This window comes from Pseudomonas parasichuanensis, assembly GCF_021601385.1.
Classification (GTDB): domain Bacteria; phylum Pseudomonadota; class Gammaproteobacteria; order Pseudomonadales; family Pseudomonadaceae; genus Aquipseudomonas; species Aquipseudomonas parasichuanensis.
The window spans coordinates 34,330-55,293 of sequence record NZ_BQHO01000036.1 but is presented as its reverse complement, the minus strand read 5'-3'; the positions used below and the strand labels follow the sequence as shown (position 1 = coordinate 55,293).

Sequence of the window (20,964 nt, the reverse complement as noted above, 5' to 3'; positions counted from 1 at the left end):
GCCGCGCGGGCCCGGAAGGCGCCGGAGTCGAGGGGACCCCGGAGCGCAGCGCAGGGGCCGTATGATGGGAGCGAACGGCTTTGGTTACTTTGGCCACGACCAAAGTAACCCGCCGTAAGGGCGGAAAGGTGACTAAAAGTCGCCATCGCCGCCGAATGCGAATACATCTACAAAAACAAACACACTAAGCCCCGAACCCGAACCCGAACCCGAACCCGAACACGAACCCGAACCCGAACCCGAACCCGAACCCCTCAAAATGAAATTGTACTTAGCACCCTAATCAATGCTTTGACATTCCCTGCCTAGGCAGTAATATTTACACACAATTACCCGAGCAAGCCCCGATGCCCCATTTCACCCCGGAAAACTTCCAAACCTGCGCCATCGGCATGCTGCTCGGCCGCGCCGCCATCCTCAAGGACCGCATCCTCGACTGGCACCTGGAGGCCCACGGCGTCACCGCCGCACAGTTCAAGGTGCTGATCATCGTCACCCAGTACCAGGTCGACACCCCAGCCGAGCTGTGCCGCTACCTGGGCCTGGACAGCGGCTCGATGACCCGCATGCTCGACCGCCTCGAACAGAAAGGCCTGATCCTGCGCAACCGCTGCCCCGAAGACCGCCGCCAGGTGCGCCTGGCACTCAGCGCCGAGGGCCAAAGCCTGGCCGACCGCCTGCCCCAGGTTGGCGCGGCAGCGATGAACGAACTGGTCGGCGTGCTGCAGCCTGACGAGCTGAAAACCCTCGAAAGCCTGCTCGCGAAAGTCCTGCTCAGCGCCGGCGACCCCCTGACGATCCGCCGCTTCGGCGATCGTTGATCCCTGTCACGCATTCTCCAAGGTATTGTCATGGCCACTCCCGCTGACACCTCCACCCCAGCTGCCGCGCCCGACAACACGCGTAAACGCAAGGCCTGGCTGCTGGGTCTGCTGCTGCTACTGATCCTCGCCGGGGCCGCCACCTGGGCCTGGTACAGCCTGTTCGGGCGCTGGCACGAAAGCACCGACGACGCCTACGTCAGCGGCAACGTCGTGCAAATCACCCCCCTGGTCAGCGGCACCGTCACCAGCATTGGCGCCGATGACGGCGACCTGGTGCAGGCCGGGCAAGTACTGCTGCAATTCGACCCGGCCGACAGCGAGGTCGCCCTGCAGTCCGCCGAGGCCAAGCTGGCGCGCAGCGTGCGCCAGGTGCGCGGGCTGTACAGCAACGTCGATGCGCTCAAGGCGCAAGTGGCCACCCGCCAGGCCGAGCTGCAGAAGGCCCAGCAGAACTACAACCGGCGCAAGGTGCTGGCCGACAGCGGCGCCATCGCCCAGGAAGAGATCGCCCACGCCCGTGACGACCTGGCCGTCGCCGAGGCCGCCGTCAACAGCGCGCGCCAGCAGCTCAACACCAGCACCGCGCTGATCGACGACACCGTGGTTTCGTCGCACCCGGAAGTGATGGCCGCCGCCGCCGACCTGCGCCAGGCCTACCTCGACCACGCCCGTACCATCCTGGTGGCGCCGGTCACCGGCTACGTGGCCAAGCGCACCGTGCAACTGGGCCAGCGCCTGCAGCCCGGTACCGCGACCATGGCGGTGATCCCGCTGGACCAGGTGTGGATCGACGCCAACTTCAAAGAAACCCAGCTGCGCGACATGCGCATCGGCCAGCCGGTGCAGATCACCGCCGACCTGTATGGCAGCGAAGTGAAATACAGCGGCACCGTCGACAGCCTGGGCGCCGGTACCGGCAGCGCCTTCGCCCTGCTGCCGGCGCAGAACGCCACCGGCAACTGGATCAAGATCGTCCAGCGGGTGCCGGTGCGCATCCACCTGAACCCCGAGCAACTGAAAGACCATCCGCTGCGCATCGGCCTGTCCACCGTCGCCGAAGTCGACCTGCACGACCAGAGCGGCCCGGCCTTGGCCCAGCAGCCACCGCAGCAGGCCAGCTACAGCACCCAGGTGTATGACCGCCAGCTGGTCGAGGCCGACAACCTGATCGCCCGGCTGATCCACGACAACAGCGCCAGCGGCAAGACGGCGCAGCGATGAGCCAGGCGGCCCCCGCGCAGTTCACCCCGCCGAGCCTGCTGCTGACCACCATCGGCCTGTCGCTGGCGACCTTCATGCAGGTGCTCGACACCACCATCGCCAACGTGGCGTTGCCGACCATCTCCGGCAACCTCGGCGTCAGCTATGAGCAAGGCACCTGGGTGATCACCTCGTTCGCGGTGAGCAACGCCATCGCCTTGCCGCTCACCGGCTGGCTGAGCCGCCGTTTCGGTGAGGTCAAGCTGTTCATCTGGGCCACCTTGCTGTTCGTGCTGGCCTCGTTCCTCTGCGGCGTCGCCCAGTCGATGCCCGAACTGGTCGGTTTTCGCGTGTTGCAGGGCGTGGTCGCCGGCCCGCTGTATCCCATGACCCAGACCTTGCTGATCGCTGTGTACCCTCCGGCGAAGCGGGGGATGGCCCTGGCGCTGCTGGCGATGGTCACGGTGGTGGCGCCGATAGCCGGGCCGATACTCGGCGGCTGGATCACCGACAGCTACAGCTGGCCCTGGATCTTCTTCATCAACATCCCGATCGGCCTGTTTGCCGCCGCCGTGGTGCGCCAGCAGATGCGCACGCGGCCGGTGGTCACCAGCCGCCAGCCGATGGACTACATCGGTTTGTTGACCCTGATCGTCGGCGTCGGCGCCTTGCAGGTGGTGCTGGACAAGGGCAACGACCTGGACTGGTTCGAGTCCTCGTTCATCGTCATCGGCACGCTGATATCGGTGGTGTTCCTGGCGGTCTTCATCATCTGGGAACTCACCGACCGTCACCCGGTGGTCAACCTGCGGTTGTTCGTGCACCGCAATTTCCGCATCGGCACCGTCGTGCTGGTGGGCGGCTACTCGGCCTTCTTCGGCATCAACCTGATCCTGCCGCAGTGGCTGCAGACGCAGATGGGCTATACCGCCACCTGGGCGGGCCTGGCAGTGGCGCCGATCGGCCTGCTGCCGGTGCTCATGTCGCCGTTCGTGGGCAAGTACGCGCACCGCTTCGACCTGCGCCTGCTGGCCGGCATCGCCTTCCTGGCCATCGGCACCAGCTGCTACATGCGCGCCGGTTTCACCAACGAAGTGGACTTCACCCATATCGCCCTGGTGCAGCTGTTCATGGGCATCGGCGTGGCGCTGTTCTTCATGCCCACCCTGAGCATCCTGCTGTCGGACCTGCCGCCGCACCAGATCGCCGATGGCTCGGGCCTGGCCACCTTCCTGCGTACCCTGGGCGGCAGTTTCGCCGCCTCGCTGACGACCTGGATCTGGATCCGCCGCGCCGACCAGCACCATGCCTACCTGAGCGAAAACCTCAGTACCTTCGACCCGGCCACCCGCCACGCCCTCGACCAGCTGGGCGGGGCCAACCCGCAGAGCTATGCGCAGCTGGAGCAGATGCTCAACGGCCAGGCCTACATGATGTCGACGGTGGACTACTTCACCCTGCTGACCTGGGTGTTCGCCGGCTTGATCCTGCTGGTGTGGCTGGCCAAGCCACCGTTCACGGCCAAGGCCGGCCCGGCGTCGGCAGGGCATTGAGCCGGCAAGGCTGGGGTGGCGGCGTTACAGCGCCTGCGCCCCGGCCTTGGCCACCTCGGCATCCTGCCCCGACTTGACGCCCGACACACCGATCGCACCGACCACCTGGCCCTCCACCCGCAGCGGCACACCACCTTCCAGGCTGGTGAGCAGCGGCGCGGTGACGAAAGCGGTGCGCCCGTCATTGACCATCTGCTCGTAGTCGCGGGATTCCCGGCGGCCCAGTGCTGCGGTGCGGGCCTTCTCCATGGCGATGTAGGCACTGGCCGGGGCGCAGCCGTCCAGGCGCTCCAGGGCCAGCGGGTGGCCGCCGTCGTCGACCACGGCGATGGTCACCGGCCACTGCTGGGCCTGGGCGTGCTGGCGGGCGGCGGCGAGCAGCCGGGCGACGTCCGCCTGGTCGAGTACGGGTTTGCTATGCATGGGGTGCCTCCAGGGCGTCATCGACAATTTCGATCCAGTGCCGTACCGGCGTGCGGCCAGCGCCGTCGAGGTGGAGCTGGCAACCGATATTGGCGGTGGCGATGATCGCAGGTTTTCCGCTTTCCAGGGCCGCCAGGCGGTTGTCGCGCAGCTGGCGCGACAGCGCAGGCTGGGTCAGGGAATAAGTGCCCGCCGAGCCACAGCAAAGGTGACCGTCGGGCACGCGGGTGAGGTGGAAACCCAGGCGGGTCAGCAGGCTTTCCACGGCGCCGCCGAGTTTTAGCGCGTGCTGCAGGGTGCAGGGGCAATGGAAGGCCAGGCGCTGTTCGGTGCACAGCCCCAGCTGCTCCAACGGCTCGCCCTGCAGCAACTGCACCAGGTCGCGGGCCAGGGCGCTGACCCGGGCAGCCTTGGCGGCGTAGCGCGCATCGTCCTTGAGCAGCTGGCCATAGTCGCGCACGAAGGCGCCGCAGCCGCTGGCGGTCTGCACGATGGCTTCGGCGCCGGCTTCGATGGCCGGCCACCAGGCGTCGATGTTGTGCCGGGCGCGTTGCAGGCCTTGCGCCTGGGCATCCAGGTGATAGTCCACGGCGCCGCAGCAGCCGGCCTCACGGGCCGGCTCGACGCTGATGCCGAGGCGGTCCAGCAGGCGCGCGGCGGCGGCGTTGGTGTTGGGCGACAGTGCCTGCTGCACGCAGCCTTCGAGCAGCAGTATGCGGCGTGGGTGGCGGGGTGCCGGGCGCCGGCCGGCGTCGTGCGCATGGGCAGGCAACTTGGCCTTGAGGCCGTTCGGCAGCAGCGGCCTGAGGGTTTTGCCGACCTTGGCCAGGGCCTTGAACGCGGCCGGGTTCGGCACCACGGCGCGCAGGCCTGCGCGCAGCAGACGCTGGCCCAGCGGGCGCGGCACCTGTTGTTCGACCACGGCGCGGCCGATGTCCAGCAGGTCGTGGTACTTGACCCCCGAGGGGCAGGTGCTCTCGCAATTGCGGCAGCTCAGGCAGCGGTCCAGGTGCAGCTGGGTGCTGGCGGTCACCGGCTCGCCTTCGAGCACCTGCTTGATCAGGTAGATGCGCCCGCGCGGTCCGTCCAGCTCGTCGCCAAGCAGTTGGTAGGTGGGACAGGTGGCCGTGCAGAAGCCGCAGTGCACGCAGGAACGCAGGATGCTTTCGGCCTCTTCACCGCGGGGCAGTTGCTTGGCGGCATCGCTCAGGTGGGTTTGCATGGCGTGGCCTCACAGGTCCGGGTAAAGGCGGCCAGGGTTGAAGATACCCTGGGGGTCGAGTTGCCGTTTCAGTGCCTGGTGGTAGCGCATCAGTGCCGCCGGCAGCGGTGCTGTGCTGTCATCGCCGGGCGTATAGGCGGTGGCATGGCCGCCGACCCTGGCCAACTGCTCACGAATCGCTTGCGCCGGTGCAGTGGACGTGAGCCAGCGTTGCGCGCCGCCCCAGTCGATCAATTGCCGCCCCGGCAAGTCGAGCCAGGGGCTGTTGTTGGGCAGCGACAAGCGCCACAGCGGCGCCGGGGCGTCGAAGAACGGCAGGCGCTGTTCACGCAGGTCGCTCCACACCCGGTTGTCCACGGTGTCGCCACCCAACCGCTCGCGGGCCGAACGCACCGAGCCTTCGCCACCCTCCAGGCGCAGGTAGAGCGCTTCACCGTCATGGCAGGCGGCACTGATCGGCAGCGACTGCTGGCCCCACTCTGCCAGTGCGGCCAAGGCCTGGCGGCTGTCCATCGGCAAACACAGGCTCAGGCATTGGCGTGGCCGGGGCAGTACCTTCAGCGACACTTCGGTGAGCAGCCCCAGGCAGCCGAAGCTGCCGGCCATCAAGCGCGACACATCGTAGCCGGCGACGTTCTTCATCACCTCGCCGCCAAAGCGCAGCAGCTTGCCGTGGCCGGTGATCAGCCGCGTGCCCAGTACATAGTCGCGCACCGCCCCGGCCCAGGGCCGCCGTGGCCCGGACAGCCCCGCCGCGACCATGCCGCCGAGCGTGGCCCCTGGCCCCAGGTGCGGTGGCTCGCAGGGCAGCATCTGCCCGGCCTGGTGCAGTGCGGCTTCGATTTCCACCAGCGGTGTGCCGGCGCGGGCGGTGATGACCAGCTCGGTTGGGTCGTAGCTGACGATGCCGTGGTGGCCCCAGGTGTCGACGATCTCGCCGGCCACCGGGCGCCCGAGCATGGCCTTGCTGTTGCCGCCCTGGATGCGCAGCGGTGTGCCCAGGTTCAGTGCCTGATTGACCTGCTCCAGCAGGTCCTGGCTGATGTCGCAGCCCATCAGAAGCGCTCCAGGTCGGGGAAGGGCAGTTGGCCGTGGTGCACGTGCAGCGCGCCGAATTCGGCGCAGCGGTGCAGGGTGGGGATGTTCTTGCCGGGGTTGAGCAGGCCCTGCGGGTCGAAGGCGGCCTTCACTCCATGGAACAGGGTGATCTCGTCGCTGTTGAACTGGGCGCACATCTGGTTGATCTTCTCGCGGCCCACCCCGTGTTCGCCGGTGATGCTGCCGCCCACTGCCACGCACAGTTCGAGGATCCTGCCACCGATGGCTTCGGCCCGTTCCAGCTCGCCCGGCAGGTTGGCGTCGAACAGGATCAGCGGGTGCATGTTGCCATCGCCGGCGTGGAACACGTTGGCCACCCGCAGGCCGTACTGCGCGGACAATTCGCTGATGCCCTTGAGCACCCGCGGCAGTTCACGGCGGGGGATGGTGCCGTCCATGCAGTAGTAGTCCGGCGAAATGCGCCCCACCGCCGGGAAGGCGTTCTTGCGCCCGGCCCAGAAGCGCACGCGCTCGGCCTCGTCGCAGGCCAGGCGCACGTCATTGGCGCCGGCCTGGCGCAGCAGGGCGTCGACCCGCGCGCAGTCGTCCTGCACATCGGCTTCCACGCCATCGAGCTCGCACAACAGGATCGCCGCTGCGTCCACCGGGTAGCCGGCGTGGATGAAGTCCTCGGCGGCGCGGATCGCCAGGTTGTCCATCATCTCCAGGCCCCCGGGGATGATGCCGGCGGCGATGATGTCGGCCACCGCGCGGCCGGCGCCTTCGACCGTGTCGAAGCTGGCCAGCAGCACCCGTGCCACCTGGGGTTTGGGCAGCAGCTTGACGGTTACCTCGGTGACGATGCCGAGCATGCCTTCGGAGCCGGTGAACAATGCCAGCAGGTCGAAGCCCGGGCTGTCGAGGGCATCGCTGCCCAGCACCAGGTGCTCGCCCTCGATCGTGAGGATGTCCACCTTGAGCAGGTTGTGCACGGTCAGGCCGTACTTCAGGCAATGCACGCCGCCAGCATTTTCGGCGACATTGCCACCAATGGTGCAGGCGATCTGCGAAGACGGGTCGGGTGCGTAGTACAGCCCGAACGGTGCCGCCGCCTGGGAGATCGCCAGGTTGCGCACCCCGGGCTGGACCCGGGCGAAACGCCCCTGCGGGTTGACTTCAAGGATGCGGTTGAAGCGCGCCATCACCAGCAGGATGCCCTGGCTCAGCGGCAGCGCGCCGCCGGATAGCCCGGTGCCGGCGCCGCGTGCCACCACGGGTACGCCGCGTTGGTGGCAGAGTCGCAGCAGGGCCTGCACCTGCTCCAGGCGCTCGGGCAGCACTACCAGCAGCGGCACCGTGCGGTAGGCTGACAGGCCGTCGCATTCGTAGGGTTTGAGGTCTTCGCTGCGGTGGAGGATCTCAAGGTCGGGCAGGGCGTCGTGCAGGGCTTGCAGCAACGCGGGTTTGTCCACGACCGGCAACGGTCCATCGATGTGCTCGTCGTAAAGGATGTTCATGCGGCTCACTCGGCGGAGTCTTGTTGTTGTCCGATAAAGCATTCACGCCACCAGACTGCGCGCCCTGGGGGCGCAGTCGAGTGGCTTGGCGGCTGGTCCTAGTGTAGTCAGGGGGGAGGGGTGAGGGGTATGCCGTGGAATAGGGTAAGGGCGGCCAGGTGCTTGCCGAAGTTTTGCGGCGCTCGATCTCAAGAGCGCTGCACATCTCTCGCCATGCACCTGCCAGCCCAACCCTGTCTCAAGTCAGGCGCACAACCCCTTCAAGGCGTCGCCGGTCGCTGGGGCTGCGCCGATGTACCAAACGTATTGCCCATGCGCACGCTGGTCGCCGACTGGTTGAACACCCCCAACCGATTGGGCGGCTGGCGCGTCACGTCGAACTGCTGTGCCTGGCGGTTCAGCTCGGCGGCCTTGTTGGCGTTGCTGTTCTGCAACTGACGGGTCAGGCAGTCATAGGCCAGCGCACGGGCCTGGCCGACCTGCACATCGACGCAGGCCTTGTCCTCGGCCTGGGCGGTACCTGCCAGCAGCAGCGCAGCGATCAGCAGCGGCAGTGGTTTCATGGGCGTTCTCCTGGGCGATGAGCCTGCAGTCTAGCTTCGCGGGGCCACACCGGGGGTGAAGCTTTGATGGCCATAGGCTGTCATACCAGATTCATGTTCAGCGGCGAGGATGACGTTTTTCGCGGAGACGCCGGGTTGCGCCAGAGCCTTGCCTGCCTCGTCGTGCTGCTCGTTTGCGCGGTAGCCAGTTGGGCGCAAGCGGCCAGCCTGATCGACTTCGATGTCCCGGCGCAACCGCTGGACCAGGCGCTGCATGCCTTCGGTCGGCAAAGCACGATGGCGGTGCTGGTCGACCGCGAGTTGACCGTGGGGCGACGGTCGATGCCGTTGCAAGGCCGTTTCACCGCCCGTGATGGGCTGCGGCGGCTGCTCGAAGGGACTGGCCTGCAGGCGCACTACAGTTCGGCGCAAGCGTTCACCGTGCAGCCCATGCGCCTGCCACCGCGTCAGCCAGGCAGGCAACCGGTGGCTGCACCGGCGGCCGGCAGCTACGCACTGGCCATCCAGCAGGCGGTGGAACATGCCTTGTGCCGTTCGCCGTTGACCCGCCCGGGCGGCTACCGCGCGGCCTTGCAGCTGTGGATCGACATGCAGGGGCGGGTGGTGCAGACGCGGTTGCTGGCCAGCACCGGTGAACTGCCGCGCGACACGGCGCTGATTGAAGCGCTGCGGGCGCTGCGCCTGGCCCGGCAGCCGCCGGGGGCGCTGGCCCAGCCGGTAACGCTGCTCTTGCGTCCGGGCACATCGACAATGGATAGCGATTGTATGACCACGCAAGGAGCTTCGGCGGTATGAACAAACCACGCGATACCGCCTTGGCCAGGCTGTTCCTGGACTCGTACGACGCGCTCAAGCTGCGCCTCAAGCGGCGGCTGGGCTCCGACGACCTGGCCTGCGACGTGCTGCACGAAACCTACCTGCGCGTCGACCGCATGGACAGCGCGCCGCAGGTGCAAAAGCCCGACGCCTACCTGTACCGCATGGCGCTGAACATCGCCGCCGACCGCCGTCAGGCCGACGCGCGGCTGCTCACCGGTGGCGAGATCGAAGCGCTGCTGCAGGTCAGCGAGGACCAGGACCCGGCGCGCATCGTCGGCGGGCAGAAGGAGTTGCAGTCGCTGCTGGGGGCACTCTACGAGCTGCCCAGCCGGCGCCGGCGGATCTTCATCGCCGCACGCCTGGAGGAGTCGCCGCACCTGGAAATCGCCGAGCGTTTCGGCATTTCCACGCGCATGGTCGAGAAGGAACTGAAGGCCGCGCTGACCCACTGTGCCAACCGTCTGCAAAGAAAAGTCATCCAGCGGTTCGGTCCCGGTGCGGGAAAACCGTCTTGATCAATACACAGCAGAAACTTCACGGCAGGCCGTCGACACCATGACACCCCATCCTTTGCCCGATTCCAGCCTGCACAGCCAGGCCCAGGACTGGTTGTTGCTGTTGACCTCCGGGCGCGCCACCGTGGCCGACGGGCGCGCCTTGCGCGCCTGGTGTGCGCAGAGCCCGGAACATGCCGAGGCGTTCGAGGCTGTCTGCCGCCTGTGGCGGCAACTCGAGCCCGCCGCGCTTCAGGCCAGCCAGGTGGTGCCGCTGCGCAGCTTTCGCCGACGGGCCTTGCTCGGTGGCGCCATCGCCGCCTCGGCCGCGTGGGTGCTCGTGCGTGGTGGCGGCCTGCTGGGTGGCCCCAGCGCCGACCTGCAGACGGCAGTTGGTGAGCAACGCCATGTGCAGCTGGCCCAGGGCATCGACCTGGAACTCAATACCCAGACCCGCGTCAGCGTGCAGGGCGAGAGCGGGCTGCACCTGCTGGAAGGCGAGTTGCAGGTCAAGGCCAGCGCGCCGATGCAGGTCCAGGCCGGTGGGGCGTTGCTCAGCGCGCAACTGGCCTGGTTCAACCTGCGTCAGGAGGGCGACCGCGTATGCCTGAGCTGCCTGGCCGGGCAGGTACGCCTGCAGTGGCGGGGGCGCAGCCAACTGCTCGACAGCGGCAAGCAGCTGGTGTACGACCCGAATCAGGTCGGCCAGCCGCAAGCGTTCGACGCCCTTGAGGTGATGGCCTGGCGTGAGCAGTTGCTGGTGTTCCATGATGCGCCCCTGGCGCGGGTGATCGACGAAATCAACCGCTACCGGCCGGGCATGCTGGTGCTGCTCAATCCGAGCCTTGGCCGGCGCAAGGTGCAGGCGCGCTTTACCCTGGCGCAGTTGCCGGGGGTGGCTGGGCTGATCCGCGATGCCTATGGCGCGCGCTGTACCGAGTTGCCGGGTGGGGTGATCTTGATCAGTTGAGGTGGGGCGGCGCTCGATCTCAAGAGCGCTGCAAAAACACCGCCAAGCACCTGGCAGCCTCCCTCGATCCCCTGGCAAAACCCCAGTGCCCACCTAGCGCGGCCCCCCTTCAAACGGCCCCAGCACCTGCCGATAACGCTCCGCCCCCAGCGGCCCCTGATGAACCAGGCTCAGCTCCAGCCCGCGTGGATCATCCTCGCGCTGCCCCTCCAGCTGTCGCCAGCTCTTGCCCGGTGCCCAATAGCGCATTTCAAATTCACTGACCTGTTCGAGCACCGCCACCCGCCCCTTGGGCGCGGGCAGCGGAAAACGCGAGCGCACCGCACCACTGGCGCGGTACAGCGTGCCGCCCTCATGCCACCAGCGCACACGCTGCAAGCCACTGCCATCGGCACCGGTGCGAATCACCTCCAGCTGCGCCCCCGTGCGCGCGTCATGCTTGAGGCTCATGGCCGGCAGCGGTTTGTCCGGCGCCGGTTCGCTGCCCGGCAGCGGCGGCTCGCTCAGCTCGGTGGTCGCGCGCAACGCCAGGTCCCGTTCCAGTTGGCCCAGCACGCGCATCAACGCCCGGGTCTGCGCGGTGCTGCTGCTCAGGTGCTGGTCGGCGCGGCTGACGCTGTCCAGCCCACGCCAGGCCACCAGGCTGACGATCGCCATCAAGAGGATCGCCACCATCACTTCGATCAGGGTAAAACCGCTCGCTTGTCGGCGCTTCATGGCTGGCGTACCTCCACCTGGCCCGCGGCATCGCGCAGCACGTCGATACGCAACGCGCCGCTGGCCAGCACCAGGCGCAGCGGTTCGCCCAGCCACTCGGCGCTGATCGGCAACCCGCGCCGGGAAAGCCCCTGCACGCTGACCGGTGCGGCCTGCCAACGCCACGGGCGCAGCGGGCCATCGTCGTGCAGCACCTCGCCTTCGCGCACGAAACGATAGCCGTCGCGGTCGGCCTGCCAGTACAGGCTGCGCCCGTCGGCCAGTACTTCGCTGTGGGCGACCTGCAGCACCTGGGCCAGGCGCTCGGCATCGGCGCGCAGGGCCTTGCCCGGGTCGGGGCGGATGCTCAGGCTGATGGCGGCGCTGGCGATGCCGACGATCACCAGCACCACCATCAGTTCGATCAGGGTAAAGCCGGTTTGACGAGAAAAACGGTCCATGTGCACGTGAACTCCTGCAGGTGTGCCCAGCGTGCCGGGTAAAGATGATCGCTGTGTGAAATAAAAGCGTGAACTCTGCGGTTTATGCTCGGGCCTGGGACTACAGGGAGATCCGTCCATGGCATTAGCGCTCAAGCCGCCGGCATTGCCTTCCATCGTTCAGCTCGCCGGTGTGCTCGGCGCCCTGCTGGGGGCCGCGTTCTGGGCCTCGCGTCTGCTGGCGCCGGCCGAGCAGGTGTTGCCGGCGGCGCCAGTCACAGCCCAGGCCGTGGCCGCGCCAGCGGCGGCACAATGGTTTGCCAACCGCCCGGCGCAGATCGAGGTCAGTGTCAGCGGCGTGCTCGACACCGGGCGCGGGCCGGTGGCGATCCTCTCGGTCAATGGTGCGCCGTCGCGGGCGGTGCGGGTGGGTGAAACCTTGGCGCGCGGGGTGTCGGTGGTTGCCATCGACGGGCAGGGCCTGACCCTGCTGCAGGGCGGCGTGCACAGTCAGGTAGCGATCGCCCGCCTGGCGGGAACGCCGGAACTGGCGCCGCTTACCCAGCCTTGAGCTTAAAGCGGCTGCCCCTTGCGCAGCGGCGCAATCCAGCTTTCCAGGTTGGCCAGCGCCGGTACATCCCGGCTGCTGTCGAACACCTGAACCTGCACCCGCCACAACCCGTCGCGCGGGCCGTTGCCAACGGTTTGCTCGCAACGCAGGCGCAGGCGCCCCTGGTCGCAGGCAAAGCGCTGCAGACCTGCCTGCAGCGGGCTGCCCAGGCGCAGCTCGGCCAGCCGATTCTGCGCCGCCAGCAACGCCAGCGAGCGATCGCGCAGCAGCCCGTTACCCTGGGTCATCAGGCCGGCCACACGCACCGCGGCGGCCATGGCCACGGCGACGATGGCCAGCGCCACCAGCACTTCGATCAGGGTGAAACCACGTTGTCGACGCGCGCGCATGCAAGTCCTCGGGCGGGCAGGGCAAGCGCCCATGCTGCCTGGCGGTCGTGACGGTCTGGCGAAGCGAACACCCGAGGATTTTCAATACCCCTGACATATCCCTTTGCCATCATCGGCGCCGAATCGAACTCACGCAAGGAATGCCGAGATGCAGATCGCCCGCCCGCCGCTGCCTGTACGCCACGCTCGCCAAGGGGGCTTCACCCTGATCGAGATCATGGTCGTGGTGGTGATCCTCGGGATTTTGGCCGCCATGGTGGTGCCCAAGGTGCTCGACCGCCCCGACCAGGCACGGGCCACCGCCGCCCGCCAGGACATCGCCGGGCTGATGCAGGCGCTCAAGCTGTACCGCCTCGACCATGGCAGCTACCCGACCCAGAACGACGGCCTCAAGGTGCTGGTGGAAAAGCCCGCCCAGGCCAAGCCGGGCACCTGGCGCAGCTACCTGGAACGCCTGCCCAACGACCCGTGGGGCAAGCCTTACCAGTACCTGAACCCAGGCGCCAATGGCGAAGTCGACGTGTTCACCCTGGGTGCCGACGGCCAGGCCGATGGCGACGGCGTCAACGCCGATATCGGCTCCTGGCAGCTCTGAAGCATGCGCCGGGTCATTGCACGGCCGCGCCAGCGCGGCATGGCAATCGTCAGTGCGTTGCTGATCGCAGCGCTGGTGGCGGTACTGGCCGGCAGCATGCTCAGCCAGCAAAGCCTGTTCACCCGCCAGCTGGAAAACCAGCAACGCCGCGCCGAAGGTGCCGCGGTGCTGCAGGCTGGGCTGGACTGGAGCCGTTTCCTGCTGGCCGACCAGCGCAAGGCCGACCCGCTGGTGCGCCGCGGCCAGCGCTGGGCGCAGCCGATCGGCGGGCTACCGGTGGGCACCCGTGGCGGCCAGTTCCAGGGCGTGCTGGAGGACGAGCAAGGCAAGTTCAACCTGCGCAACCTGGTCTATGAGGACCAACCCGACCCCCGTGCCCAGGCCAGCCTGCAACGCCTGTTCGAGCTGCTCGAACTGCGCCCGGCATTGGCGGGGGCCGTGATTGCGCGGGTGATCGACGGCTACCCACGGCGCAGCCAGGCACAGCCCGGCTCGCAGGCGTTCGACAGTGGCCGCGACACCTCGCCCGGCGCCGAGGCCCGGGTGCTGCCGCCGCGCTTGCCGATGCTGCGCGAGGTGCGCCAGCTGGCCGAGGTGCCAGGCATGGACGCCGCCAGCCTGCAGCGCCTGCTGCCCTTCGTGACCGTGTTGCCGGCCAACACCTGGGTCAACGGCAACACCGCCGCCGCCGAAGTGCTCGCCGCCCAGGTGCCCGGCCTGAGCCTGCAGAAGGCCCATGGCCTGGTGGCCGAGCGCGATGGCGGGCACTGGTTCGTCAACCGTGGCGATTTCGTCAACCGCCTGCACATGCCGCACCTGGTGCTGGAAAGCGTCGAAGTCGGCATCACCAGCGACTGGTTCCGCCTGCAGGGGCAGACCTTGCCCATGGCCCGCGCGGTAAGGCTCGAGGCGCTGCTGCACGTGGGCGAGACCGGCTTGCCACGGGTGATCTGGTCGCGGGTGGGCGCATGAGCGGGCAACTGCGGGTGACAGTGCCGCCGTTGCAGGCGCTTGGGCAAAGCGCAACCCTCGACTACCTGCTGCTCGACCGCGCAGGCCTGGTCGAGGCGCGTGGGGCGGCGCCTGCGGCTGAGCTGGCGAAACTGGGTAAAGGCCGGGTGCTGATCGCCTTGCTCGACCCCCAGGACGCAGTGCATACCTGCATCCAGCTGCCGCCGTTGCCGGCGGCGCGGCTCGGTGATGCGGTGCGGTGCGCAGCCCAGGGCCTGGTGCTGGGCGACAGCGCACACCTGCATATCGCCCACGGCCCACGGGCAGCCGACGGCGAGGTCGAGGTGGCCTGGGTCGGCCTGCCGGCGCTGCACAGCTTCGGCGCCTGGTCGCAGCAGGCTGGTTTGCGCTGGCGGGCGGTGCATCCGTGGCCCGAGGCCGGGGCAGAGGCCGTCACGCTGCCAAGTTGCGGGCTGCAGGGCGGCTTGCGCAACGGCCAGGCCAGCGCCCAGGGCTGGGGGCGCGCGATGGCCTGCGTAGCTGCCGCCGTGTTCGTCTGGGTGCTGGGCCTGAACCTTGTGGCCGGCCAGTTGGCCGCCGAAGGTCAGCAGTTGCGCCAGCAGATGCAGGCCCAGGTGCGTCACGCTTTTCCCCAGCTACCGACAATCATCAACCCCCTGCAGCAGGTGCGCCAGCAACTGCAGGCCGCTGCCAGCCAGGCGGGTCAAGGCATTGGCTTCGAACACCTGGCCCAGGCGGCGGGGGCGGCCATGCCGTTCCTGGCCGGGGCGGTGCAACGCATTGACTACAACGCCGACAGCCTGGTGTTGGAGCTGGCCGAAGACGCCCAGCCCACGCCCGCCGATAGCTGGCAGGCCGCGCTGGGCGGCCAGGGCGTCGAGGCCCAGGCCAGTGGCCAGCGCTGGACGCTGCGTGCCCTGGCCCAGCCTGTGGGCCAGGAGGTGGCGGATGCGCATTGACCAGTCGCTCAGGCAATGGCGTGCACAAGGCCTTGGTGCCTGGCGCGCCCTGGCCCCCCGCGAACGGCGCGCCTTGGGCCTGGTGGCGGCGGTACTGGCCGTCACCCTGCTGTGGCTGCTGTTCATCGAGCCGCCGCTGGTGCGTATTGCCCACTGGCAGGCCGAAACGTCCAAGTTGCGCAGCCAGGCCCGCGCCCTGGACGAACTGTTGGCCCAGGTGCCACGTGCCGTGACTGCCAGCGAAGGCCCGTTGGCGCTGCAGCAGAGCCTTGAGCATGCGCAGCTGCACACCTACGTGCAGCTGCAGCAAGTCCCGGACGGCTGGCAGCTGACCTGGCACCAGGCCCCCGCCGACACGGCCTTGGCCTGGATGCTCCAGGGCCCGGCCAGGCAGGGCCTGAGCGTGGCCGAAGCGCAATTGCAGCGCGACCCGCTGAGCAGCCCCGAGGCCCCGGCAACCCTTTCCGGCACTTTTCGATTGCACCACGCGCTCGGCGCTAAGGATTCCCCATGACCCGCACAGTACTGCCCACGGCGTCGCGCCGGGGCCTGACGCGCGCGCCGCTGGCCGTGGCGCTGGCACTGGCGCTCGGCGCCTGCAGCCAGCAGCAGGCCTACCCACCTGCAACCATGGCCAGCAGCGAGCTGGGCCGCCCGTTGGCCACCGTGCCCGCAGGCGACACTGCTCTGGAGCGGCAACGACTGCAGGCCCAGGCCAAGCATGAACGCACGCCACCGCGGCGCCAGGCCACCCGTGCCACGCCCCACAGCAGCGCCGCAAATCCGGCCAGCAACCCCGCCCTGGGCGAGCAACCGGTGCAGCTGAACTTCGTCGACGCCGATATCCAGGCCGTGGTGCGGGCGCTGGCGCGCGCCACGGGGCGCCAGTTCCTGGTCGACCCCAGGGTCAAGGGCCAGCTCACCCTGGTCACCGAGGGCGAAGTCCCGGCCCGGCGCGCCTACGGCATGCTGCTGGCGGCGCTGCGCATGCAGGGCTTCAGCGTGGTCGACGTCGGCGGGGTCAGCCAGGTGGTGCCCGAGGCCGATGCCAAGCAGCTCGGTGGGGCGATCAACCCGGCCGACCGCGATGCCGGCAATGGCATGCTCACCCGCACCTTCCGCCTGCGTTACGAGAACGCGGTCAACCTGATCCCGGTGCTGCGCCCGTTGGTGGCCGCCAACAACCCGATCACCGCCTACCCCGGCAACAACACGGTGGTGGTCACCGACTACGCGGAGAACCTCGACCGTGTGGCGCAACTGCTCGACAGCATCGATGTGCCCAGCGCCATCGACACCGACGTGGTGCCGATCCAGAACGGCATCGCCAGCGATATCGCGGCCATGGTCGGCGAACTGCTCGACAGCCAGGGCAGCGACCCGACGCAGAAGATCAGCGTGATCGGCGACCCGCGCTCCAACAGCGTGATCATTCGCGCCGGCAGCCCCGAACGCACTCAATTGGCCCGCGAACTGATCTACAAACTCGACAACGAACAGAACAACCCCAGCAACCTGCATGTGGTGTACCTGCGCAACGCCCAGGCCGGCAAGCTGGCCCAGACCTTGCGCGGCCTGCTCACCGGTGAAAGCGACAGCGGCCAGGGCGACCAGGCGCGGGCAATGCTGAGCGGCGGTGGCATGTTGGGCGGCAACAGCAACGGCGCCAACGGCAACCTCAATGCCACCAACCAGACCCCGCGCTCGGCCGGCAACAGCAGCTCGGCCAGCCAAAACCAGGCGCTGGGCGCCAGCCAAGGCAACGGCTATGGCAACGGCAAGGCGGGCAACGACGAAGGCACTGCGTTCGCCGCCGGTGGCGTGACCTTGCAGGCCGACGCCACCACCAACACCTTGCTGATTTCCGCGCCCGACCCGCTGTACCGCAACCTGCGCGAGGTCATCGACCTGCTCGACCAGCGCCGCGCCCAGGTGGTGATCGAGAGCTTGATCGTCGAGGTGGGCGAAGACCTGGCCAACGAATTCGGCATCCAGTGGCAGGCCGGCAACCTCGGCGGCAATGGTGTGTTCGGTGGCGCCAACCTGGGCGGCTCGGGCCTGGTGAGCGGGGCCAAGACCAGCCTCGACGCCCTGCCACAGGGGCTGAGCGTGGGCCTGGTCGACGGCACCGTGAAAATCCCCGGGGTGGGCGAGGTGCTCGACCTCAAGGTGCTGGCCCGGGCGCTCAACAGCAAGGGCGGCAGCAACGTGCTGTCGACGCCCAACCTGCTGACCCTGGACAACGAGGCGGCGAGTATCTTCGTCGGCCAGACCATCCCCTTCGTCAGCGGCCAGTACGTCACCGACGGCGGCGGCAACAGCAACAACCCGTTCCAGACCATCCAGCGCGAAGAGGTGGGCCTGAAGCTGAATGTGCGGCCGCAGATCTCCGAGGGTGGCACGGTCAAACTGGACATCTACCAGGAAGTCAGCAGCGTCGACCAACGCGCCTCCAGCGCCGCCGGCACGGTCACCAACAAGCGCGCCATCGACACCAGCATCCTGCTCGACGACGGGCAGATCATGGTGCTGGGTGGCCTGCTGCAGGATGGCTACAGCCAGAGCAACGAAGGCATCCCGTGGCTGTCCAGCCTGCCGGGGGTGGGCGCGCTGTTTCGCTACGAGCGGCGCCAAAGCAACAAGACCAACCTGATGGTGTTCCTGCGCCCCTACATCATCCGCGATGCCGCGGTGGGGCGTGGCATCACCCTGAACCGCTACGACTTCATCCGCCGTGCCCAGGGCCAGCTCAAGCCTGAGCGCAACTGGGCGGTGCCGGACATGGACATGCCGCTGCTGCCGCCGGTCGAGCAGGGCATCCCCGCTGCCACGCCGCGCGCGGCGGCCCGCGCGGAGCCCGGCAACGAGGGCGGGGTGGCGCGGTGAGCCGCCTGCCGTATGCCTGGGCGCGAGCCCAGCGCCTGGTGCTGCTGGCCGAGCCAGGTGCAGACGGGGTGCTGCTGCACAGCAGCACCGCGACCCCGGCCTGGGCCCTGGCCGAAGTGCGCCGCCAGTTCGGCGAGCAGGCCCATGCGCAACTGAACGAAGACGCCTTCGAGCGCCTGCTCACCAGTGCCTACGCCGACACCGGCAGTGCCGCCGCGGTGGTGGGTGCTGCAGAAAACGAGGTCGACCTCGACCGCCTGATGCAGGACATGCCCGAGGTCACCGACCTGCTCGACACCCAGGACGGCGCGCCGGTGATCCGTATGATCAACGCCTTGCTGACCCAGGCGGCGAGCGATGAGGCCAGCGATATCCACATCGAGCCGTTCGAGCACCATTCGGTGGTGCGCTACCGGGTCGACGGCACCCTGCGCGACGTGGTCTCGCCACGCAAGGGCCTGCACGCGGCGCTGGTGTCGCGGATCAAGATCATGGCCCAGCTCGACATCGCCGAAAAGCGCCTGCCCCAGGACGGCCGCATCGCCTTGCGGGTGGCCGGGCGGCCGATCGATATCCGCGTCTCCACCGTGCCCACCGGGCATGGCGAACGGGTGGTGATGCGCCTGTTGGACAAACAGGCCGGGCGCCTGCAGCTGGAAACCCTGGGCATGGCCCCGGCGCTGCTGGCGCGCCTCGACGGCCTGATCCGCCAGCCCCACGGCATCGTGCTGGTCACCGGCCCCACCGGCAGCGGCAAGACCACCAGCCTGTATGCCGCCCTGGCCCGGCTGGATGCCAGCGTCAGCAATATCCTCACCGTCGAAGACCCGGTGGAGTACGACCTGGCCGGCATCAGCCAGATCCAGGTCAACGCACGCATCGACATGACCTTCGCCGTGGCCCTGCGGGCGATCCTGCGCCAGGACCCGGACGTGATCATGATCGGCGAGATCCGCGACCTGGAAACCGCGCAGATCGCCGTGCAGGCCTCGCTCACCGGGCACCTGGTGCTGGCCACGCTGCACACCAACGACGCAGTGTCGGCGGTCAACCGCCTGATCGACATGGGCGTCGAGCCGTTCCTGCTGGCCTCGGCGCTGCTGGGGGTGCTGGCCCAGCGCCTGGTGCGGCGTTTGTGCGTGCACTGCCGCCAGCCCGACCCGGCGTTGCCGGGGCAGTACCGCCCGGTCGGCTGCGCGGCCTGCAACCACAGCGGCTACAGCGGGCGTACCGGCATCCATGAGCTGTTCTGCCTGGACGATGCCATCCGCAGCCTGATCCACCAGGGCGCCGACGAACAGGCGCTGCGCGCCCAGGCGCGGTTGGCGGGCATGCTGAGCATGCGCGAGGACGGCCAGCGCTGGATCGACAGCGGCAGTACCTGCCGCGAAGAAATCCTTCGTGTCACCCGGGACGCCTGATGAACCGCTACCACTACGAAGCCGCCGACGCCCAGGGCCGCCTGGCCAGCGGCGTGCTCGAAGGCGACAGCCCCGCCGCGGTGATGCAGCAGCTGCGCGGCATGGGCCTGGTGGCCCTGCGCGTCGAACTGCAGCGCCCGGCAGCGGCCGGTGGCCTGTTCGGCGCCAAGCTCAGCGACGGCGACCTGGCCTGGCTGACCCGCCAGCTGGCCAGCCTGCTGGCCGCTGGCCTGCCGCTGGAAGCGGCCCTGGGCGCGACCCTGGAGCAGGCCGAGCGCAAGCACATTGCCCAGGTGCTCGGCGCCGTGCGCACCGACGTGCGCAGCGGCATGCGCCTGGCCGAAGCCCTGGCCGAGCGGCCCCGGGACTTCCCCGAGATCTACCGGGCGTTGGTGGCGGCGGGGGAGGAGTCCGGTGACCTGGCCCAGGTGATGGAGCGCCTGGCCGACTACATCGAGGACCGCAACACCCTGCGCGGCAAGATCCTCACCGCGTTCATCTACCCCGGCGTGGTCGGCCTGGTGTCGATCGGCATCGTCATCTTCCTGCTCAGCTATGTGGTGCCGCAGGTGGTCAGCGCCTTCACCCAGGCGCGCCAGGACCTGCCGGGGCTGACCCTGGCCATGCTCAATGCCAGCGATTTCGTGCGCGCCTGGGGGGCGTTGTGCTTCGCCGGGCTGGCAACAGGCCTGTGGGGCTGGCGCCTGTACCTGCGCAAGCCGGCGGCGCGCCTGGCCTGGCATCGGCGCATCCTGCGCCTGCCGTTGTTCGGCCGTTTCGTGCTGGGCCTGAACACCGCGCGCTTTGCCTCCACCCTGGCGATCCTCGGCAGCGCCGGGGTGCCGTTGCTACGGGCGCTGGAGGCGGCGCGCCAGACCCTGGGCAACGACTGCCTGGACCGTGCCGTCGAACAGGCCACCGCGCGGGTGCGCGAAGGGGTTGGCCTGGCCACGGCGCTGGCGGCGGAAAAAGCCTTCCCGCCGCTGTTGATCCACCTGATCGCCAGCGGCGAGAAGACCGGCAACCTGCCACCGATGCTCGACCGCGCCGCCCAGAGCCTGGCCAAGGACATCGAGCGCCGGGCCATGGGCATGACCGCGCTGCTCGAGCCACTGATGATCGTGGTGATGGGCGCGGTGGTATTGGTGATTGTCATGGCCGTGCTGCTGCCGATCATCGAGATCAACCAGCTGGTGCAGTGAAATTTTTTTTGCCCGGGGCCAAGGCTCCCGAGTGCAAAGTCGGTTGAGTTCGGGGGTTCGGGTCACCTTGCAGACATATCCCGATAGCTGGCCAATCTAACGTGGCAGCAGGCTCGCCTTGCGATGGCCTGATCGCGGGGCAAGCCCGCTGCCACAAAAATCAGGTTTTCGGCGTTTTCAAGCACCCTGACACCCGATGAATTTACCTGC

22 protein-coding genes are annotated in these 20,964 nt (G+C 68.5%); 14 read left to right on the top strand and 8 right to left on the bottom strand.

All coding sequences use genetic code 11. The features are described 5' to 3' along the window. The first annotated feature begins 347 nt into the window (after positions 1–347). From L6D77_RS23030 to L6D77_RS23020, 3 genes are read left to right on the top strand one after another with little or no spacing between them, the layout of a single operon-like run. Entirely contained in the window at positions 348–821 is a 474-nt protein-coding gene (locus L6D77_RS23030) for a MarR family winged helix-turn-helix transcriptional regulator (RefSeq protein WP_232884075.1), read from the top strand. A 30-nt stretch (positions 822–851) separates the two neighbouring features. Next, positions 852–2,045 carry an HlyD/EmrA/EmrK family protein gene (locus L6D77_RS23025; RefSeq protein WP_232884074.1) on the top strand — a complete coding sequence of 398 codons (1,194 nt, stop codon included), beginning with the start codon at positions 852–854 and terminating at the stop codon, positions 2,043–2,045. After that, complete coding sequence (locus L6D77_RS23020) at positions 2,042–3,577, top strand: DHA2 family efflux MFS transporter permease subunit (RefSeq protein ID WP_232884073.1); 1,536 nt, start codon at positions 2,042–2,044, stop codon at positions 3,575–3,577. Before L6D77_RS23025 ends, L6D77_RS23020 begins: the two co-directional genes overlap by 4 nt. Before the next feature lie 24 nt (positions 3,578–3,601). Here L6D77_RS23020 and L6D77_RS23015 read toward each other — a convergent pair whose 3' ends face one another. From L6D77_RS23015 to L6D77_RS22995, 5 genes are all read right to left on the bottom strand, one after another. After that, positions 3,602–4,000 (bottom strand): heme-binding protein, encoded by a 399-nt coding sequence (locus L6D77_RS23015; RefSeq protein ID WP_232884072.1) that lies wholly within the window; start codon positions 3,998–4,000, stop codon positions 3,602–3,604. Then, positions 3,993–5,222 carry a glycolate oxidase subunit GlcF gene (glcF, locus tag L6D77_RS23010; RefSeq protein WP_232884071.1) on the bottom strand — a complete coding sequence of 410 codons (1,230 nt, stop codon included), beginning with the start codon at positions 5,220–5,222 and terminating at the stop codon, positions 3,993–3,995. The genes L6D77_RS23015 and glcF overlap by 8 nt, the downstream gene beginning before the upstream one ends. A 9-nt stretch (positions 5,223–5,231) precedes the next feature. Continuing rightward, positions 5,232–6,278 (bottom strand): glycolate oxidase subunit GlcE, encoded by a 1,047-nt coding sequence (gene glcE, locus L6D77_RS23005; RefSeq protein ID WP_232884070.1) that lies wholly within the window; start codon positions 6,276–6,278, stop codon positions 5,232–5,234. Beyond that, positions 6,278–7,777, bottom strand: coding sequence for a glycolate oxidase subunit GlcD (gene glcD, locus L6D77_RS23000; RefSeq protein ID WP_236170173.1), 1,500 nt, complete (start codon positions 7,775–7,777; stop codon positions 6,278–6,280). The genes glcE and glcD overlap by 1 nt, the downstream gene beginning before the upstream one ends. Positions 7,778–8,037: 260 nt before the next feature. After that, positions 8,038–8,340: a hypothetical protein gene (locus L6D77_RS22995; protein ID WP_232884068.1), complete on the bottom strand. Its 303-nt coding sequence runs from the start codon at positions 8,338–8,340 to the stop codon at positions 8,038–8,040. A gap of 135 nt (positions 8,341–8,475) precedes the next feature. On the opposite strand from L6D77_RS22995, the gene L6D77_RS22990 reads away from it, so the two are divergent. The 3 genes from L6D77_RS22990 to L6D77_RS22980 are packed head-to-tail and all read left to right on the top strand — an operon-like array spanning position 8,476 to position 10,623. Continuing rightward, positions 8,476–9,135, top strand: coding sequence for an STN domain-containing protein (locus tag L6D77_RS22990; RefSeq protein WP_232884067.1), 660 nt, complete (start codon positions 8,476–8,478; stop codon positions 9,133–9,135). After that, a complete protein-coding gene (locus L6D77_RS22985) occupies positions 9,132–9,674 on the top strand; it encodes an RNA polymerase sigma factor (protein WP_232884066.1) in 543 nt (180 codons plus the stop codon). Before L6D77_RS22990 ends, L6D77_RS22985 begins: the two co-directional genes overlap by 4 nt. Positions 9,675–9,714: 40 nt before the next feature. Next, positions 9,715–10,623 (top strand): FecR family protein, encoded by a 909-nt coding sequence (locus L6D77_RS22980; RefSeq protein ID WP_232884065.1) that lies wholly within the window; start codon positions 9,715–9,717, stop codon positions 10,621–10,623. Positions 10,624–10,716: 93 nt separating this feature from the next. Here L6D77_RS22980 and L6D77_RS22975 read toward each other — a convergent pair whose 3' ends face one another. Both L6D77_RS22975 and L6D77_RS22970 read right to left on the bottom strand, forming a co-directional pair. Next, on the bottom strand, positions 10,717–11,340 hold the full coding sequence (locus tag L6D77_RS22975; RefSeq protein ID WP_232884064.1) for a PulJ/GspJ family protein: 624 nt from the start codon (positions 11,338–11,340) through the stop codon (positions 10,717–10,719). Further along, complete coding sequence (locus L6D77_RS22970; protein ID WP_232884063.1) at positions 11,337–11,780, bottom strand: prepilin-type N-terminal cleavage/methylation domain-containing protein; 444 nt, start codon at positions 11,778–11,780, stop codon at positions 11,337–11,339. The genes L6D77_RS22975 and L6D77_RS22970 overlap by 4 nt, the downstream gene beginning before the upstream one ends. 118 nt (positions 11,781–11,898) lie before the next feature. Between L6D77_RS22970 and L6D77_RS22965 the strand changes: the two genes are divergently transcribed. Further along, entirely contained in the window at positions 11,899–12,330 is a 432-nt protein-coding gene (locus L6D77_RS22965) for a general secretion pathway protein GspC (RefSeq protein WP_232884062.1), read from the top strand. A gap of 2 nt (positions 12,331–12,332) precedes the next feature. Here L6D77_RS22965 and gspI read toward each other — a convergent pair whose 3' ends face one another. Next, positions 12,333–12,719, bottom strand: a complete 387-nt coding sequence (gene gspI / locus L6D77_RS22960; RefSeq protein WP_232884061.1) for a type II secretion system minor pseudopilin GspI — start codon at positions 12,717–12,719, stop codon at positions 12,333–12,335. Positions 12,720–12,867: 148 nt separating this feature from the next. On the opposite strand from gspI, the gene gspG reads away from it, so the two are divergent. Genes gspG through gspF form a run of 7 tightly spaced genes read left to right on the top strand, consistent with a single transcriptional unit; the run spans position 12,868 to position 20,754 of the window. After that, entirely contained in the window at positions 12,868–13,314 is a 447-nt protein-coding gene (gene gspG / locus L6D77_RS22955) for a type II secretion system major pseudopilin GspG (protein WP_232884060.1), read from the top strand. 3 nt (positions 13,315–13,317) lie between these two features. After that, the gene (gene gspK / locus L6D77_RS22950; protein WP_232884059.1) at positions 13,318–14,286 is read left to right on the top strand and encodes a type II secretion system minor pseudopilin GspK; all 969 of its coding nucleotides are present in this window, start codon (positions 13,318–13,320) and stop codon (positions 14,284–14,286) included. After that, on the top strand, positions 14,283–15,245 hold the full coding sequence (gene gspL / locus L6D77_RS22945) for a type II secretion system protein GspL (protein ID WP_232884058.1): 963 nt from the start codon (positions 14,283–14,285) through the stop codon (positions 15,243–15,245). Before gspK ends, gspL begins: the two co-directional genes overlap by 4 nt. Next, complete coding sequence (gene gspM / locus L6D77_RS22940; protein ID WP_232884057.1) at positions 15,235–15,759, top strand: type II secretion system protein GspM; 525 nt, start codon at positions 15,235–15,237, stop codon at positions 15,757–15,759. Before gspL ends, gspM begins: the two co-directional genes overlap by 11 nt. Further along, the gene (gspD, locus tag L6D77_RS22935; protein ID WP_232884056.1) at positions 15,756–18,131 is read left to right on the top strand and encodes a type II secretion system secretin GspD; all 2,376 of its coding nucleotides are present in this window, start codon (positions 15,756–15,758) and stop codon (positions 18,129–18,131) included. Before gspM ends, gspD begins: the two co-directional genes overlap by 4 nt. Continuing rightward, entirely contained in the window at positions 18,128–19,552 is a 1,425-nt protein-coding gene (gene gspE / locus L6D77_RS22930) for a type II secretion system ATPase GspE (RefSeq protein ID WP_232884055.1), read from the top strand. The genes gspD and gspE overlap by 4 nt, the downstream gene beginning before the upstream one ends. Next, on the top strand, positions 19,552–20,754 hold the full coding sequence (gene gspF / locus L6D77_RS22925; RefSeq protein ID WP_232884054.1) for a type II secretion system inner membrane protein GspF: 1,203 nt from the start codon (positions 19,552–19,554) through the stop codon (positions 20,752–20,754). The genes gspE and gspF overlap by 1 nt, the downstream gene beginning before the upstream one ends. Positions 20,755–20,964: the final 210 nt, after the last annotated feature.